This window comes from Polymorphospora sp. A560 (genome assembly GCF_045781765.1).
In the GTDB taxonomy this organism is placed as follows: Bacteria; Actinomycetota; Actinomycetes; order Mycobacteriales; family Micromonosporaceae; genus Polymorphospora; species Polymorphospora lycopeni.
The window spans coordinates 4,864,500-4,881,033 of sequence record NZ_CP122282.1 but is presented as its reverse complement, the minus strand read 5'-3'; the positions used below and the strand labels follow the sequence as shown (position 1 = coordinate 4,881,033).

At 72.2% G+C, this 16,534-nt stretch carries 18 protein-coding genes and 1 pseudogene; 9 read left to right on the top strand and 10 right to left on the bottom strand.

Annotated features, from left to right (window positions below; all coding sequences use genetic code 11):
- Position 1 precedes the first annotated feature (1 nt).
- The 6 genes and pseudogenes from gvpO to QCD66_RS21690 all read right to left on the bottom strand — a co-directional run bounded on the left by gvpO (position 2) and on the right by QCD66_RS21690 (position 3,601).
- Positions 2–466, bottom strand: coding sequence for a gas vesicle protein GvpO (gvpO, locus tag QCD66_RS21715; RefSeq protein WP_364207199.1), 465 nt, complete (start codon positions 464–466; stop codon positions 2–4).
- Positions 467–491: 25 nt separating this feature from the next.
- The gene (locus QCD66_RS21710) at positions 492–707 is read right to left on the bottom strand and encodes a gas vesicle protein GvpG (protein ID WP_364207197.1); all 216 of its coding nucleotides are present in this window, start codon (positions 705–707) and stop codon (positions 492–494) included.
- Between the two features lie 4 nt (positions 708–711).
- Positions 712–1,491, bottom strand: coding sequence for a GvpL/GvpF family gas vesicle protein (locus QCD66_RS21705; protein WP_375734939.1), 780 nt, complete (start codon positions 1,489–1,491; stop codon positions 712–714).
- A gap of 182 nt (positions 1,492–1,673) precedes the next feature.
- A pseudogene (gene gvpJ / locus QCD66_RS21700) lies at positions 1,674–1,874 on the bottom strand (gas vesicle protein GvpJ); the annotation flags it as partial.
- 12 nt (positions 1,875–1,886) lie between these two features.
- Positions 1,887–2,954, bottom strand: coding sequence for an SRPBCC family protein (locus QCD66_RS21695; RefSeq protein WP_375734925.1), 1,068 nt, complete (start codon positions 2,952–2,954; stop codon positions 1,887–1,889).
- Positions 2,955–2,959: 5 nt separating this feature from the next.
- The gene (locus QCD66_RS21690; RefSeq protein ID WP_364207193.1) at positions 2,960–3,601 is read right to left on the bottom strand and encodes a hypothetical protein; all 642 of its coding nucleotides are present in this window, start codon (positions 3,599–3,601) and stop codon (positions 2,960–2,962) included.
- A 567-nt stretch (positions 3,602–4,168) separates the two neighbouring features.
- Between QCD66_RS21690 and QCD66_RS21685 the strand changes: the two genes are divergently transcribed.
- From QCD66_RS21685 to QCD66_RS21675, 3 genes are all read left to right on the top strand, one after another.
- Positions 4,169–5,344 carry an RNA ligase RtcB family protein gene (locus QCD66_RS21685; RefSeq protein ID WP_375734924.1) on the top strand — a complete coding sequence of 392 codons (1,176 nt, stop codon included), beginning with the start codon at positions 4,169–4,171 and terminating at the stop codon, positions 5,342–5,344.
- Positions 5,341–6,003 carry a peptide chain release factor H gene (gene prfH / locus QCD66_RS21680; protein WP_375734923.1) on the top strand — a complete coding sequence of 221 codons (663 nt, stop codon included), beginning with the start codon at positions 5,341–5,343 and terminating at the stop codon, positions 6,001–6,003. The genes QCD66_RS21685 and prfH overlap by 4 nt, the downstream gene beginning before the upstream one ends.
- Positions 6,004–6,105: 102 nt before the next feature.
- Complete coding sequence (locus QCD66_RS21675; RefSeq protein WP_375734922.1) at positions 6,106–7,200, top strand: hypothetical protein; 1,095 nt, start codon at positions 6,106–6,108, stop codon at positions 7,198–7,200.
- A gap of 50 nt (positions 7,201–7,250) precedes the next feature.
- On the opposite strand, the gene QCD66_RS21670 is transcribed toward QCD66_RS21675, so the two are convergent.
- From QCD66_RS21670 to QCD66_RS21660, 3 genes are all read right to left on the bottom strand, one after another.
- A complete protein-coding gene (locus tag QCD66_RS21670) occupies positions 7,251–8,027 on the bottom strand; it encodes a peptidase (RefSeq protein ID WP_375734921.1) in 777 nt (258 codons plus the stop codon).
- Positions 8,024–9,310 (bottom strand): VWA domain-containing protein, encoded by a 1,287-nt coding sequence (locus QCD66_RS21665; protein WP_375734920.1) that lies wholly within the window; start codon positions 9,308–9,310, stop codon positions 8,024–8,026. Before QCD66_RS21665 ends, QCD66_RS21670 begins: the two co-directional genes overlap by 4 nt.
- A gap of 110 nt (positions 9,311–9,420) precedes the next feature.
- Positions 9,421–10,446, bottom strand: coding sequence for a suppressor of fused domain protein (locus QCD66_RS21660; protein WP_375734919.1), 1,026 nt, complete (start codon positions 10,444–10,446; stop codon positions 9,421–9,423).
- 140 nt (positions 10,447–10,586) lie between these two features.
- Here QCD66_RS21660 and QCD66_RS21655 point away from each other — a divergent pair, with 140 nt between their 5' ends.
- The 3 genes from QCD66_RS21655 (at position 10,587) to QCD66_RS21645 (ending at position 13,081) form a co-directional block, all read left to right on the top strand.
- Positions 10,587–11,669, top strand: coding sequence for a hypothetical protein (locus tag QCD66_RS21655; RefSeq protein WP_375734918.1), 1,083 nt, complete (start codon positions 10,587–10,589; stop codon positions 11,667–11,669).
- Between the two features lie 59 nt (positions 11,670–11,728).
- Positions 11,729–12,493, top strand: a complete 765-nt coding sequence (locus QCD66_RS21650; RefSeq protein ID WP_375734917.1) for a TIGR03089 family protein — start codon at positions 11,729–11,731, stop codon at positions 12,491–12,493.
- 93 nt (positions 12,494–12,586) lie between these two features.
- Positions 12,587–13,081, top strand: a complete 495-nt coding sequence (locus QCD66_RS21645) for a hypothetical protein (RefSeq protein ID WP_375734916.1) — start codon at positions 12,587–12,589, stop codon at positions 13,079–13,081.
- A 37-nt stretch (positions 13,082–13,118) separates the two neighbouring features.
- Here QCD66_RS21645 and QCD66_RS21640 read toward each other — a convergent pair whose 3' ends face one another.
- Entirely contained in the window at positions 13,119–13,472 is a 354-nt protein-coding gene (locus tag QCD66_RS21640) for a hypothetical protein (RefSeq protein WP_375734915.1), read from the bottom strand.
- Positions 13,473–13,660: 188 nt separating this feature from the next.
- On the opposite strand from QCD66_RS21640, the gene QCD66_RS21635 reads away from it, so the two are divergent.
- The 3 genes from QCD66_RS21635 to QCD66_RS21625 are packed head-to-tail and all read left to right on the top strand — an operon-like array spanning position 13,661 to position 16,530.
- Positions 13,661–14,650: a Gfo/Idh/MocA family oxidoreductase gene (locus tag QCD66_RS21635; RefSeq protein WP_364207174.1), complete on the top strand. Its 990-nt coding sequence runs from the start codon at positions 13,661–13,663 to the stop codon at positions 14,648–14,650.
- Positions 14,651–14,660: 10 nt separating this feature from the next.
- Positions 14,661–15,584, top strand: coding sequence for an ABC transporter permease (locus tag QCD66_RS21630; RefSeq protein WP_375734914.1), 924 nt, complete (start codon positions 14,661–14,663; stop codon positions 15,582–15,584).
- 13 nt (positions 15,585–15,597) lie between these two features.
- Entirely contained in the window at positions 15,598–16,530 is a 933-nt protein-coding gene (locus tag QCD66_RS21625) for an ABC transporter permease (protein ID WP_375734913.1), read from the top strand.
- Positions 16,531–16,534 lie beyond the last annotated feature (4 nt).

Here is a 16,534-nt window from a genome sequence, read left to right as displayed (position 1 = left end):
CTCACCGGTCCCCGCCGGTATCGCCGCGCCCCCGGGCGTAACGGCGGACCCGCCGGTAGCCGAGCAGTTCGCCGTCGTCGTCCAGATCCGCCACGTACACCGCGAGGATGTCGCCGGACGACGGGACCCGGCGGTCCTCGACCACCTCGACGCCGACCGTCCAGCCGGACTCGCCGCGTTCCAGCGACGTGATCCCGATCGGCGCCTTGCCGGTCAGTTCGGCGACGTACTCCAGGCCGGCGCGGGCGGCCCGGCTGGCCGGCAGCCCCGACCGGGACTCCCGCCGGCCGGTGTCGTCGCGGTCGGTGTCGTCGAGATCGGTGTCGTCCGGGTCGGCGTCGTCATCGTCGTACGCCGGCCCGTCCCCGTCCTGCTCGTGCCGCAGCCGGTCGTCGTCGGCCTCGTCCCGATAGCGTTCGCCGCGCGACCGCCGGGTCGCCGACCGGTCCGCTTTCGAGGTGGGCATGGTTACCTCCGTTGTTGCCGGTTGGTCAGCCGACCAGCCGGTCGATGATCTGCTGTTCGGCCGTGGCCAGTTCCTCGTCGGAAAGTTCGCCGGCGGCGGCCGCCGCCGACAGTTCCTCGAGTTGCCGCTGGACGGTGGCCGGGTCGTACAGCTCCTGCTCGGCCTGGTCCCGCAGCACCCTGGCCAGTCCGACGAGACCGTGCACGGGGGCCAGGGGCAGGCTCAGGATGGGGCCCAACACCGGCTCACCCCCGGTCCAGCAACCGGTCGACGAAGTCGTACGGCGCCTGCGGGCCGATCAGCCGGACCGTGGCCCGCTGTTCCTGCTCGGCGGCGATCCGCTCCACCCCGTCCTCGAACTCGGCCTGCCGCTCGGTCTCCACCAGGAAGACCAGGTGCGCGGCGTCGAACTCCGACGTCGGCGGCCGGGTGCCGGCGGTGACCGCCACCGGCGACAACTCCGCCAGCAACTGCTCGGTGTCGGCGGCCCGCCGGGCCTCGACCTCGGCGTTGATGACCTCGCCGAGCCGGATCCGGACGTCGCGCAGCGCCTCGGCGGGCTGCCCCTGGAGCCGGTCGCGCAGGTCCGCCGCCTCCGCGTTGCCGGCGAGGACCTCGGACAGTACGGCCCGCTCCACGTACCGCAGCCGGACGACGTACTGGGCCACGCCCTCCAGCCGGTCGAGCGCCCGCCGGTAGTCGTCGTGCCGGTCGGCGAGAAGGTCGGTTACGGCTTCCTCGTCGCGGGCCACCGTCCCGAACCGTACGGGCAGCACCGGCGCGGCCAGCGTCACCCCGTCCAGCAGGGTCTGGTACGCCCGCAGGTCGTCGGGACGACCCAGCGGCCGGTCCAGCGGAACGTCGCTGACCAGGGCGGCGACGTCGCCGTGCACGACGACGGAGACCGGTGCCGCCGGATCGCCCACGCCCCGGGCGTCACCGGTCGGCTCCACGTCGGCGGGCACCAGGCCGTAGATGAAGAAGCCGTTCGTGTCGGGACCCGCCTCGCGGGTGTCGACGGACATGGTCACCGGTCCTCCCGTCGCTGGCGGCGCGGAGCGCGCTCGCGGTCGTTGTCGTCGCGGCCGCCGCCGACCAGTTCGCCGAGGGCGTCGCCGGCCTTGTCCAGGAAGTTGCCCTTCGGGCCCTGGACGACCTCCGGCAGGCCCCGACCGGCCTGCGAGCCGTCGAGGGTGAGCCGGTTGGTCGCCTCCGCGAAGCGGAGGTACGTGTCGACGCTGGCGACCACGATCCGCGCGTCGATGGTCAGTAGCTTGATCCCGACGATGCCGACCGACACGTGTGCGTCGATCACCACGCCCTTGTCCAGGATCGTGCCGACCACCTCGGCGAGGTCCGAGGCGGATCCGCGCTGGACTCCGCCGCCGCCGGATTCCTGTACGGCCATGGTCATCGCCGGTCACCTCCAGGCGCGGTCACGGTTGCCGCGCTGCCGGGGCGGTCGGGACCGCCCGGTGTCGTCGTCCCGGTCCTTGCGTGTCGCGGCACCCGCGCGCGACCGGCCGCGTGCCGGCTCGGCGTCGGGTTCCCGGTCGTCGTCCCGGTCGTCCGGCTCGTCCCCGGGGTCGTCGTGCTCGTCGGCGGCCTGCTCGGCGCGTTTGTCGGCCCGCCCGTCGTGCTCGTCGTCGGCCCGTTCGTCGGCGAGCGCCGTCTGGTGGTCGCGGACCACCTGACCGTCGCGGATCTCGCCCCGCCACCCGTCGACCCCGTCGGGGTCGAGCACGGTGCGCGTCATCACGTGCCGGACGAAGTGCTTCAGTTCGAGCCGGGCGCGGCGGCCCTGGGCGCGCCACAGGTTGCCGGTGCGCTCGAACAGGCCCTGCGGGTGGTATTCGAGTACGACCAGGATGCGGGTCAGGTCAGGGGCCAGCTCGTGGAAGCTGACGGCGCCGTCGACGTGCCCCTTCTTGCCCGTGGACCGCCACACGATGCGCTCGTCGGGCACCTGTTCGACCACGGTGGCCTCCCAGGTGCGGTGCGACCAGAAGACCTGCGCCTTCCACGTGGTCTTCTCGTCGCTGGCCCGGTCGACGTTCTCGACCTTCTTCATGAAGCTGGAGAAGTCCTCGTAGCGGGTCCACTGGTCGTACGCGACCCGGACCGGCACGCCGACGTCGATCGACTCGACGATGTTGGTCACCTTGATCTTGCCCTTGCCGGCGCCGGCCTTGCCCACGGCTTCCTTGAGCTTCTCCTTGGCGCCGGCCAGGCCGGCGCTGAGCCCGGCCTTCAACGGGGACGATCCGTCGGCCAGCTTCCGCGCGCCGGTGGCCGCCGCCACCACGCCCGGGCCGCCGCCGTTGGCCGCGTAGTCGACGAGCCGTTCGGTGGCCGCGCCCATGCGGTCGGCGGCCGCCGACACCAGCCGCTCGACGGCGGCGCTGACCAGGTTCTGCACCTCGTCGGCGAGGCGTCCGGAGATCTTTTCGCCGATGCCCTGGCCGAGGCCCGGGTTCCGGGTGGTCATCGTGCTCACCTTCCTCGCCGGCGTACCGGCGCGTCGGTGGTCTTCGACCGGGAGGACCGTGGGGCCTGCCGGGTCCGGGGAGCGTCGTCCTCCCCGCCGTCGTCCTCCCCGTCGTCCTCACCGTCACCGTCGGCGTCGGGTCCGGCCGGCCGACGGGCCCGCCCGCCGCCCTGCCGGCCCGCCCGCGACCCGCTGCCGGACCGGGGCGCCGGCTCGTCGTCGCGGTCGTCCTCGTCAGGCTCGTCGTCCGGGTACGACTCGTCGTCGGGCTCGTCCGCGCGCAGGTCCTCGTCGCGCTGGTCGTCCCGCTCGTCGTCGGGCTCGTCGCGGTCGTCCCGCAGGACGCGGTCCGCGCCGCGCAGGACCTCGGCCCGGCCGTGCAGCCGGTCGCTCACCGAGTCGATCCGGCTGCTCACCGCACTGACCGCCGCCGCCTTGCCGGCGGCCACCAGCGGCCCGCGCAGGTCGAGGAGTTTGGCGACGTCGACGGAACCGCCGAGCGACCGGAGCAGGCCGCCGGAGTTCGCGCTGAGCCGGCCGGCCGCCGCCGCGGCGCCGAGCACGAGTGCCGCGCCGAGTCGCTTGCGCCGGCCGAGGAGATATCCCGTCCCGAGAATGAGCGCAAAACGCGCTCCCTGCTGAATCACTATCGGACCTCTTCCCGATCGCATGTCCTGCCATGAATTGCGGTGTCGTGCTGTCGGTGTGGTGCTGTTGCCGGATGGCAACCGTGCCGACGGGGCCACTGCTACCCACGTGGAAGAGCCCCGGAAACATGGGTTTTCGCTGGTCACGCCATGTATGTGCCAGCTGACACGCAGGCTGTTCGGACAAATCAGTCAGGCGGATCGAGACGGAACACGGAGTGTGAGAAATGCATCAAGCAGTCATTGCGAACACTGGTCGAAGAATTGTGTGACGGGTCTCCGGAAAAGCGATTCGAACGGCCGCGTCGACATCGATTCCCAGCGGAACACACCCGCCCGCGACAGCACCCGCCCACCGACGCCACCCGACATCGTCTGACGACCTCTGCCGGGTCCCCGCATCGAGCGCCGCCGTACGGCGAAAACCGGTTGCCCGGCCGGACCGGCTCGGCGAGGGTGGTGCCCATGACGTTCTGACGGACCGCACCCACGTTCACTCCGAGGCCCCACGACACCACCGTGTGCCGGGCCGCCGTCCGTCCGTGCCTCCCCGAAAAGAGAGCGTCCTTGTCCCAGCACCACCCCCGGCCGGAGTCCGTCCCGGCCACCGTCACCGTCTTCGCCTCGCCCACGAGCTGGATCGAGTCCGACGCCGTCGCGCAGTGTCACCAGGTCGCCGCGCTCGACGGCATGGTCCACGTCGCCGGCATGCCGGACCTGCATCCCGGCAAGGGCGCCCCGATCGGGGCCGCCATGACGTCGACCGTGCTGTACCCGTTCCTGGTGGGGTCCGACATCGGGTGCGGCATCGCCGTGTTCCCGCTCCGGCTCAAGCGGGTCGTACCCGAGAAGCTCGCCGCCCGCTTCCCCGACCTCGACCGTGCGCTGGACCCCGAGCGGGACGCCGACGACCCGGCCTGGGCCGTCGTGGCGGGTGACATGCCCGCGGGTCACGTCGAAGGGCTCGGCACGGTCGGCCGGGGCAACCACTTCGTCGAGCTGGCCCGGGTCGGCACCGTCTTCGAGCCGGAGCACGCGCGCCGGCTCGGGCTCGCCGAGGGCGACGTCGTCCTCGTCGTCCACAGTGGTTCCCGTGGCCTGGGGGAGCGGATCCTGCGGGCACACACCGAGGTCCACGGCGCCGGCCCGACCCCCGATCCGGCCGGCTACCTGGCGATGCACGACGCCGCCGTACGGTGGGGGTCGCTCAACCGGCGGCTGCTGGCCGCCCGGGTCGCCCACGCCCTGGGCGCCGAACCGACCGAGCCGGTCGTCGACCAGTGCCACAACCTGGTCGAGGTCCGCGACGGCGGCTACCTGCACCGCAAGGGGGCGGCCCCGGGCGACGGCCGCGACGTGCTCGTCGCCGGCACGCGGGGGACACCCTCCTACCTGGTGGCCGCCCACGCCGGCCCGGACGCCAACCATTCGGTGGCGCACGGTGCGGGCCGCAAGATGTCGCGCGCCGACGCCCTGCGCCGGGGCCGGGCCAAGCACACCGTCGAGGAACTGCGCCGTACGCCGGTGGGGTCGCTGGTGGTCTGCGGCGACCGGCAGTTGCTCTTCGAGGAGGCGCCGACGGCGTACAAGCGCATCGAGCAGGTGATCGGCGACCTCGTCGACCACGGTATGGCCACGCCGGTGGCCACCACGGTGCCACTGGTCACCTACAAGACGCCCGAGCCCGGCACCGCCGGTCGGCGGGACCGTCGCGACCACCGGCGCGGACGGGGCCGGTCGTGAGCGTCCATCTGCTCATGTCGGCCGGACGCGGCCCGCGCGAGTGCGCCTGGGCCCTGGCGGAGCTGCTGCGGCGGCTGGAGGGCGACGCCGTCCGGCACGGGCTGGTCACGCGACGGGCCGAGGTCGTTCCCGGTGAGCGGCCCGGCACCTACCGGTCGGTCCTGGTCGAGATCTCCGGGGCCGGCGCCGAGGCGTTCGCCGCGTCGTGGACCGGCACCCTGTGCTGGCAGGCGGTCAGCCCCTACCGGGCCGTCGGCCGCAAGAACTGGTACGTCACCGCGCGGCCCTGTGAGGTCGACGTGCCACGTACGACGTTCGTCGAGGCGGACGTCGACGTCGTCGCCTGCCGCACCGGCGGTCCCGGCGGTCAGCACCGCAACAAGGCCAGCACGGCGGTACGGGCGACCCACCGGCCGTCGGGGATCGTCGTCGTGGTCGACACCGAGCGGGAGTTCGGCCTCAACCGCGGTATCGCCATGCGGTTGCTGCGGCAGCGTCTGGAGCAGCGCGACGAGGCGGCGGGGCGGGCCGTCGACGTGGCCCGCTGGCGCATCCACGACGAGCTGGTACGCGGGGATCCCGTCCGGACCGAGCGGCCGGAGCCGTCCGGGCGGGACCAGCCGCGCCGGAAGGCGGTGCGGCGGACGGGCGGCGACTAGCCACAATCGGCACCATGCTGACCGGGGGCGGGATTCGGGGCGTCCCGGCGCCGCGAGGTGCGAGCATGGCACTCCAATCGATGTCGCTCGATAGGAGGGACAATGCGTCTGCGTCCACTCGCCCTCGCCGTCGCCCTGGTCGCCGCGCTGGCGGCGGTCGTACCCGGCACCGCCGAGCCGGCCCGGGCCGCCACCGCCGACCGGTGGGGCTTCGCCCTGGTCGACAACCCGAACGTCCCGGCCTGGACCACGCTGGACACCAACCGCCAGTGGGGCTCCTGGAAGGCGGGCTTCCCCGGGTGGGCCCAGGGCGGCAAGCTCGGCGCCGGCCGGTTCCAGGTCAGGTTCCCGCAGGTCGGCTCCAACTCGGACGGGGTCGTGCACGTCACCCCGATCAACTCCAACGGGAACTACTGCACGGTGCTGCGATGGTTCCAGGTCGGCCTCGACGAGATCGTCGAGGTGCAGTGCTTCGCCCCGGGCGGCGGCCACGCCGACACCCCCTTCGCCGTGCTGTGGACCGCCAGCTCCGGGATCGCACCACCCAACACCGGCACGTACGCCTACCTGCGGAGCACGGCCGCGGCCACCGTCGTACAGGGATACAACTCCACCGGTCTGCCGGTGGACATCGGACCGATGGGGAACGGGGGATACCGGGTCAAGCTCGCCGGCGTCGGTTCGGCGCTCGGGCTCGCCGGCAACGTGCAGGTGACCGCCGTCGATGAGGGCGGCGCCCCGCGACGCTGCAAGATCAGTGACTGGTACGCGTTCAACGTGCTGGACATCGCCGCCGACGTCGCCTGCCACGACTCGGCCGGGAAGCCGGTGGACACCGCCTTCAGCCTGTCCTACCACCGGCAGCGCGCCGTCTTCGGTTCGTTCACCCCGCCGAGGTTCTTCGGCTACTACTTCCCGTTCGTCAGCCAGGCCAACTACAACAACCCGGGCGGCGGAATGGGCGTCAACACCATCAACACCATCGCGACCGGCTACTACCGGGTCCGCTACCCGCTCCTCGCCCTCAACCAGACCCACGCCCAGGTCGTGGCCATGGGTGTCGGGTCCGAGTACTGCCATCTCGGCGAGCCGTGGAGCCACTTCGGCCCCACCGCCGAGGTCGGGGTGGCCTGCTACGACAACGCGGGCCTGCCGACCGACCAGCGCTTCCTGTCCACCTTCACCTCGAAGGACTGACCCGCGACCGGCCGGTGGCCGCCGTCCCGTACGGCGGCCACCGGCGCCGGTCACGGCCGGCGGGGACGGCGGGTCAGGGCGAAGCCGACCACGCCCGCGACGGCGGCCAGCACGCCGCCGATCGCGCTCCAGACCCAGCGCGAGCCGAGGTCCGGCAGCCAGTCGAAGTATCCGGTGCCGTCCTCCTCGTCCTGCTGCGCCACCGGTTCGGCGTTCAGCACCGCGCCGGCCTTCGTGTTCGGCACCAGCGGGGCCTTCAGCTCGCCGTCGTCCCGCGAGCCGCTGGCGTCGGAGCTGACCAGCAGTTCCACGTCGACCGGCAGGCCCAGGTCGGCCTCCGGCAGCTCGGTCACCGACAGCCGGACGTAGTACGTGCCGGGCAGCGGGTCGGCCGACCACGGCTCGGCCCAGGACCGTACCTGACGCAGCGCGCAGCCGAGCGACACGCTGGCGGCGGACGCGGCGGCGGTGGGCGTCTGCGCGCCGGCCGTGCAGGACTGCCGTCGCCGCAGCCCGTCGAAGACCTCGACGGTCCAGGTCGACGGGCCGCTGCGCGACTCCGGGAACGACACGGTCGCGGTGATCTCGTGCCGTTCGCCGGCGGTGGCCGGGAACGACCAGTACAGGTAGTCGCCGGTGGCGGCGTCCACCCGGACCGGCTGCCCGGCGGCGATGCCGGTCGCGGTCAGGAACGACGTACCGGCGCGGGTGACCGGGGTGGCGCCGGGCGACGGCGTCGGCGCGGCCTGCGCCGGCACGGGTACGGCCAGCAGGACGAGGCCGGCGGCAGTCAGTGCCGCCGCGGCGCGGAGCGTCGGGGTGCTCATCGGTTCTCCCTCCAGGTGGCGACCCACCAGCGGGTGAGCAGGCCGGTGACCAGTCCGGTGAGCAGGCCCGCCAGCGTCAGCAGCACCAGCAGCACCCAGCCGCGTCCCAGGTCGGGTGCGGTCGGTGCGGGGGAGGAGGCGACCACGTCGACGGTCAGTTCGACCGGCATACCCGGCGTCGCCTGCGTGCCCTGACGTGGTGCGAACGCGTTGCTGACCACCAGGCAGACCGTGGTGGCCGCGACCGTGCTCTCGGCCTCCGGGGTCGGGGACGCCCCGTCCGTGGGCTCCTCACCCGCCGACCAGCGCAGGCCGGCGGAGACCACGTCGGTACGGCCACTGCCCGCGTCCACCCCGCGCACCAGTTCCCGCCCGTCGGTGGCGGTGGCCCGCAGCAGCACCGCGTAGTCGGGGTTGACCGGCCGGTCCAGCGCCATGCTGACCGACACCCGCAGTTCCTGGTCGGGCAGGACCGGCACCCGGTACCAGCGGTGCTCCGAGAACGCCGCCCGGTCGCTGTAGACGCCGGGGGCGAGCAGCGGCGCGTCGTCGCACGCCGACTTGCCGGCGACGACGGCCGGCGCCGCCGTGTGGGTGTCCTTGGCACGGTCGACGAGTTGTTTGATCCGGCTGGTCAGCTCGTCGGCGCGCTGCACCGCGGTGTACGTGCCGCCGGTCGCCTCGGCGATGCAGAGCAGCTGCCGGCGTACCTTCTCGTCCGGGGCCAGGCCGAGCGTGTCGACGACCAGCTTCGTCCCCTGGGCGGCCAGTTCCCGGGCGACCTCGCACGGGTCCGGCGGGGCGCAGGTGTCCTCGCCGTCGGTGATCAGCACGATCCGGCGGGCGGTCGTGCCGGTGCCGAGGTCCTTGGCGGCCTCGCGCAGGGCCAGCCCGACCGGGGTGAACCCGGTCGGTCGCAGCGTCGCCACCGCGGCCTTGGCCTGGGCCCGGTCGACCGGGCCGACCGGCACGATCTGCTGGGTGTCCTGGCAGCCCTTCGCCTTGTCGTTGCCCGGGTACGTGGCGCCGAGTACCCGGATGCCGAGCTGCGTCTCGTCGGGCAGCGCGTCGACGACCTCGTTGAACGCCTGCTGGGCCACGGAGATCCGGCTGCGGCCGTCGATGTCCGCGGCGCGCATCGATCCGCTGACGTCGAGCACCAGCTCGACCTTCGGCGGTTCGGCCGGTGGTTCCTCCTCCGCGAACGCCGGCGCGGAACCGCCCAACAGGGTCACCGCCAACAGTCCGATAAGGACGATTGTTGATCGTTTCTTGTTGATCACCGGCGAAGTGTAGGTTGTGTCCACTTCAGAGCGATCCCGGGGTGGGTTCGCCCACCGGTGGCGCCGGGCCGTACGCTGAACCGCCCCGACAGCCTTCCCGGGCGGCCCGGTCAGGCCGGGGGCGGGAACGTGAACCGGCGGGTGGCCGGGGCGACGCGGAGTTGCAGGCCGGTCGTTCCGGCCGGCCGGTAGGTGCCCGCGCCGGACCGCAGCGCCGTGGCGACCTCGGTCGCCGCTTCGGCGGGCAGCCGAATCTCCAGAAGGTCGAAGCGTCCGGGGGCGGCCGTGAACTCCTCGCCCGGCCCGAACTTCACCCCCTTGTCGAAGGGGTTCACGGTCAGGTCGCGGCCGTACGGCAACCGGAGCGGCAGCAGGCGGCCGGCATGCTCCGCGGCGGCCACGTCGAGGGTCACCGTCGTGACGCCGTCCTCGACACGCCAGTTCGCCTTCTTCGCCGGGATGAGCGCCCTGGAGGAGCCGTCCCGCCGTACGCCCTCCTCGATGACGGCGGCGACGGCGGGGTCGGCGGTGAGGTCGGCCCGGTCGAGGTCGGTGACCAGCAGCGGCAGCGCCGGGCGCAGCGCGTCGAGCAGCCGTCGTGCGTCCCACCGGTCGATGACCGCGTACTCCTCGGGCGTCAGGCCGACGACCTGGAGGAACCGCACCGTTCCGTGCGGCGTGTCGATGGTGCCGAGTTCGGGGTCCTCGGCGAACGCCACCGCGCGGATCGCGGTGTCCGGCCGCGCCGTCGAGATCGGCCCGTTCACCTGCAGGTGGCTGCCGGGGACGAACGCCGCCTCCCGGGCGTACATGTTGCGGGCCAGGTTCTGCAGGAAGCTCAGCGCCCAGGTCGGCGGCTCGTCGTCACCGGCGGTACGGGCCACCCGGATGGTGAACTCGAAGCCCCACCCGGACTCCTCCTCGTCCGGCGACCTCTTCTCGTGCAGGTCGGACATGCCGTAGCTGACCAGGTGCCAGTGGTCGTCGCGCGGGTAGAGGCTGATGCCGTCGAGCGGGTCCCGGCCACCCGCCGCGTACGGCAGCGCGGAGGCGTGGTGCAGCGGCCGTACGCCGGGGTAGCGGCGGGCGAGAGCGGCGTCGATGGCGTCCCAGCCGGGGGAGGTCGGTTCGGTCATGATCACCGACTGTAGCGCCGGTGGACGACGCCCCCGTGCCGTGCGTGGCGGCGCCCTGTTCTCCATCTGAGGATCGCGGGTGTCGACCGCCACTGGTCGCGGTGTTAGCGTCCAATCGATCTATCTCGATTGGAGGCGTCATGCGGTTGCGTCCGTTCGTCCTCGTCGTAGCGCTGGTCGCGGCACTCGTGCCGGGCGTTGCCGGCCCGGCACAGGCCGCCGTCGCCAACAGTTGGGGCTTCGCCCTCGTCACCGATCCCACCGTCGCGCCGTGGACCACGCTGGACACCACCCGCCAGTGGGGCAGTTGGAAGACCACGGCACCCGATCTCTGGGCCGAGGGCGGCAAGATCAGCGCGGGGGTGTTCCAGGTCAGGTTTCCGCGCATCGGGTCGAGCAGCCTGGGGATCGCGCACGTGACCCCGGTGAACAGTGCCGGCCACTACTGCGCCGTCATCCAGTGGCACGAGGTGACGCCGGACCAGATCGTCCTCGTGCAGTGCCGCGCTCCCGGCGGCGTCCTCACCGACACCGCCTTCTCCGTCATGTGGACCTACCGGGTCAGCTACGCGCCCACCGCCACCACTTACGCCTACCTGCACTACCGTGACCAGGAGAACCGCGTCGTGCACTCGCACAGCTCGCTCCAGGGCACGGTTCTGGCGGGGCGTTCGTCGACCGGCACCTATCAGGTCCGGCTGTATCGGGTCGGAGCCGCCGCGATCCCCGCCGGGAACGTGCAGGTGACCGCCGTGCAACGCCAGGCGGTCCCGCGTCGGTGCAAGGTGACGAACTGGATGTTCGAGGGAACCGACATCCTGGCGGAAGTCAGCTGTTTCGACCACCAGGGCAGGTTGACCTGGAGCGACTTCACCCTTTCCTACCACCGTGGCCGGTCCCTGACCGCCTCGCTCGGCACGCCGCAGAAGTTCGGCTACTTCCACCACTGGCGGTACGACGCGAACCACAACAGCGTCACCGGCGTCGGCGGCAACACGATCAGCACCGTCGCGCCCGGCCGCCTCACCGTGCGCTATCCGCAGCTCGGCGTCGAACAGACCCACGCGCAGGTGGTCGCCGAAGGACCCGGCCCGAACTACTGCAACCTGGCCCAGCCCTGGTCGCACTCCGGCACCGACGCCGAACTCGACGTCATCTGCTTCGACAACGCCGGCAACCCGGTCGGCAGCCGCATCCTGGCGGCCTTCACCTCGCGGGCCTGAGGCAGCCGACCCGGGGTAGGGTCGGCGGGACCACTGGCCGCCGACGCGGGAGTTGCCGGATGCACTCGACGAGCGCCGCCCACGCCCCGCTGATCGCCGACGACCCGGAGGCCGGCCGCCCGCTGCTGACCTATCTCGACGGTGCGACCGGCGAGCGGATCGACCTCAGCGCGGCGGCGCTCGGCGGCTGGGCCGCCCGGACCGCGAGCATGTTGCGTGACGGCTGCCGGCTGACCGCCGGTGACCGGGTTGCCATTCTGCTGCCTGCGCACTGGCAGACCGCGGCCGTGCTGCTGGGCGCCTGGTCCGCCGGCATCACCGTGTCGTTCCGGCCCTGGGCGTCGGCCGGGCTGGCACTCCTCGACGCGAGCCCGGAAGAGCCGCTGGACGCGGTGTTCGTGGCGCGGCGTCGGCTGGACAGCTGGCTGGAGACGGTGCCGGAGGCGCGGCACCGGTTCGTGCTCGGTCTCGCGGCCGACGGTGCCGCGCTGGCCGAGGTGCCCGACGGTTACCGGGACTACGCCGCCGAGGTACGTCGCTACCCGGACCTCCCGCCGGCGTACCAGGAGATCCGGGGCGACGACCCGGCCAGCCCGGACGGCACGAGCTATGCGGAGTGGGCCCGGTTGGCCGGCGAACTCGCCGCCATGTGGGGCCTACGCCGGGGGGATCGGGTTCTGGTGGACATCGCGCGGCACGAGGAGCCGGTCAAGTGGCTGCTCGCGCCGCTGTCGGCCGGGGCGTCGATCGTGCTGTGCGCCAACCTCGACCGCGCGAACCTCGACGCCCGCGTCGCTGCCGAGGGCATCACCCAGGTGCTCTAGTCGGCAGACCGCCTACCTGCGACCGAACGTATGTGGTGGGTGTCCCGCGCCGTTTCGTATCGTGGCCGCAACGCAACGTACGGGGCGTCTTCGATGGATGGCGGTTTTCTCGGCGGGGGCGATCGTTTTATGAGCTACGTGCGGCGGCTTCTCGGATTGTCCGGAGTGTTGGCGATGCTGGGTTCGGTCGCCTGCGCGGCGCCTGAGGGGCAGACCTCGTCACCGACCACGGCGCCGGCCGCGCCGCCCGCGGCGGCCTTCGTCACGATCGTCGGTGAGCGCGCCTACATGCAAGCCCTCATGAAGGACGCCACCCTGGTGGTGACGGACGGCTGCGTCTGCGTGATTCAGCCGCCGGCCGCGCCCGAGGTGTCGCTGAAGTACCGGCTCGCGTTGTCCGAAGGGACAACGATGGATGGGGAGACCATCAGCATCCCGGAAGGCGGGCAGGCCCGGATCGGGGACACCGTCGATACCGGGGGTGGCGGAATCTTCGATCTGGAGTCGCTCCCGGAGAACCTCCGGGTTCCCGCGGCCTGCGACCTCGACCTTCCTGTCTGGGCGGTGACGAGCCTGGAGGTCGTCTGAAGCGGAACGGGGTCGTCGGGCGTGCGCTCATCGCGCGTCACAGGGGTGTCAGGACCGCGATCTTCCAGGTCTGGCCGGTGCCGACGAGCTGGTACATGTTCCGCTCGCCGGGGGCGCCGTCGTAGGACCAGCTCACATCGGCCCACAGGCTGTGCCCGGTCGCCGCGACCACGTGGACGTCGGCCCGGGCATCGGTGACGCCCTCGTACTGGCCGAACGCGCCGGCGAAGAACGCCTCGGTCTGGGCGGCATCGGAGACCGCGACCGGATGGTCGGGAAATTCGATCAGCGCGGGTACCGCGTAGTGCTCCGCGATCGCCCGGGCGTCCCGGTCCAGCAGGGCCCGCGTGTAGGTCTCGAAGAAGTCCCGGGCGATCGGGTTTTCGCTCATGGCATGGACGTTAAGCGAGAAGACGCGGCCGCGCGCGCGGGACATCGATGGCCTGCGACGAATCCGCAGGTCACCGGCGATTTTGTGGCGCGCGGACCCTTGCCCTGCACTCCGAGCTGGGTGTAGAACTATCCCCAGCTAGGTACACACCTAGCGTTCATCTGGTTTGCAACAGTTGGAGGTCTGGCGTGGACCGCCTCAGGATCGGCGTCGTCGGTATCGGGGTCCAGGGACAGCTGCACGCCCGCGCGCTGCGCGACGTACGGCAGGCGGAACTGGTCGCCGTCGCCGACGTGTCGCCCCGTAACCGCGACTGGGCACAGAGCAACCTCGGGGTCCGGGCCGTCGAGGACATCGGCGACCTGCTCGCCGACGTCGACGCGGTCAGCATCTGCACCCCCGACCACCTGCACGAGGACGCGACCCTCGCTGCCCTCGCCGCCGGCAAGCGGGTGCTGCTGGAGAAGCCGATGGCGCTGTCCACGGCGAGCTGCGACCGGATCATCGCCGGCTGCCCCGACCCCGACGCGCTGATGATCGGCCACGTGCTGCGCTTCGACCCGCGCGTGATCCGGCTGCGCGAGGTCGTACGCTCCGGCGAACTCGGCGACATCTGGCACGTCAAGGTCTGGCGCTGCACCTCGCAGGCCGTCGGCCAGGGAATCTGGGACCGTACCTCGGTCGCCTGGTTCCTCGGCATCCACGACGCCGACCTGGTCCGGTTCGTGACCGGCCGGGACGTCGAGGTCACCGGTGCCGTCGGCCGCAAGGTGCTGTCGCCCAGCCACGACGTCGTGCACGCGACGATCCGCTTCGACGACGGCGCGATCGGCACGATGGAGAACAACTGGACGCTGCCGCACTCCCGGCCGTCGCGGGCCGACGCCGGCCTGCGGATCGTCGGCGAGCACGGCATCCTCGAGATGAACCTCTCGCACAACGACCTGATGTACGCCCGCCGCGACGGCGTGGCGAGTTTCCAGGACACCTACTTCTGGCCCAGCCGTGACGGCGGCGGCGCCTACAACCTGCGTACCGAACTGGAAGCCTTCGTCGACGCGGCCCTGGCCGGCGGACCCACCCCGGTCAGCGGCGCGGAGGGCCGGGCCGCGGTCGCCGTCGTCGAGGACATCGAGGCGGCCCTGCTCGGCGACCCGGCGTCGCCGCCCGGACGCTGAGGTTCCGGCGATGCTGCGGTTTGCGATCCGCCGACTCGCGATCTCGGCGCTCGTCCTCTTCGGGGCGGCGACGGTGGTGTTCTTCGCGATGCGGGAGGTCGACGGCGACCCGGCGATCAACCAGCTCGGGCCCGACGCGGACCCGGCGGCGGTCGAGGCGCTGCGCCGGGAGTACGGCCTGGACGCGTCACCGGTGGTGCAGTACGTCCGCTTCCTGCAACGGGCCGTCACCTTCGACTTCGGCGAGTCGTTCCGCCTCAACGACAGCGCGACGAACCTGGTCTTCACCCACCTGACGGCGACGGCCGCACTCGCGGCGGCCGCCTTCGCCATCGCCATCGTCATCGGGTTCGCGCTGGGCACGCTGGCCGCGACCCGCCCGAACGGGTTCTTCGACCGGGTGGTGTCGGTGCTGTCGATGCTCACCCAGTCGCTGCCGTCGTTCTGGGTCGGCATCATGCTGATCCTGATCTTCTCCCGGTTCCTGCACCTGCTGCCCAGCTCCGGTGCGGGATCACCGGCGGCGATGATCATGCCGGCGGTCACGCTGGCGCTGCCGCTGCTCAGCGTCGTACTGCGGCTGGTCCGGTCGGGCCTGCTCGACGTGCTGCACGAGGACTACGTCGTCACCGCCCGCGCCAAGGGGCTGTCCGAGACGCGCGTCGTCGGCTGGCACGCGATGCGCAACATGCTGATCCCGGTCGTCACCGTGGCCGGACTGGAGTTCGGCAGCCTGCTGGGCGGTGCCGTGATCGTCGAGACGGTCTTCGCCTGGCCCGGCGTCGGACGGCTGATGACCGACGCCATCGCCGCCCGCGACTACTCGGTCGTGCAGGCGTGCGTGATCACCGTCGCCGCCATCTTCATCGTCATCAACCTGGTCGTCGACCTGCTGTACGTGCGGCTGGACCCGCGCGTGCGCGAGAGCGTCTGAGGAGGTGGCCGACGTGACCGACGTACCCGCGTCCGTGGCGCTCGGGACACCGGGCCAACCCGTCGACGTCGACAAGTCCGGCGACGACGGGCCGCCGGCCGGCACCCCGCGCCGGCGCCGCCGCCGGCTGCGCCTGTGGATCCCGATCGGGGTGATCGTGGCCTACGCGGTGGCCGGGGTGATCGGTCCGGTCATCGCCCGGTACGACCCGATCGCCACCTCCGTCACCGACCGGCTGCTGCCACCGGGCAGCCGGCTCGCCGACGGCAGCCTGGCGCTGCTCGGCACCGACCAGGTCGGCCGTGACCTGCTGCCCCAGATCATGCAGGGCGCCCGGGTCTCGATCATGGTCGGCGCGGCGACGCTGCTGCTGGCCGGCATCGTCGGCGCGGCGATCGGCATCCTCTGCGGCTATCTCGGCGGGATCGTCGACGCGATCCTCATGCGGCTGGCCGACATCCAGCTCGCCTTCCCGTCGATCCTGCTCGCCGTCTTCGTCGCGGCCGTCCTCGGCTCCAGCGTCACCAACGTCGTACTGACCCTGTCCATCACCACCTGGCCGATCTTCGCCCGGGTCGCCCGGGCACAGACCATGGCCACCAAGTCGCGCGACTTCGCCAACGCGGCCCGCACCCTCGGCGCCGGCGCCTGGCACGTCGTACGCCACTGCGTGCTCCCGGCGGTCGCCAGCCCGCTGCTGGTCATCGCCACCGTCCAACTCGGATTCGTCATCGTCGCCGAGGCGTCGCTGAGCTTCCTGTCGCTGGGCATCCCGCCCGGCACGCCGAGCTGGGGCACCACCATCGCCAACGGCCGCGACTACCTGGCGAGCGCCTGGTGGATCGCCACCATTCCCGGACTGGTCCTGGCCGTCTTCGTCGTCTGCGTCGGCGTGCTCGGCGACGAACTGCGGGACCGCTCCGACCCGAACCTATCCACCCGGTAACCGT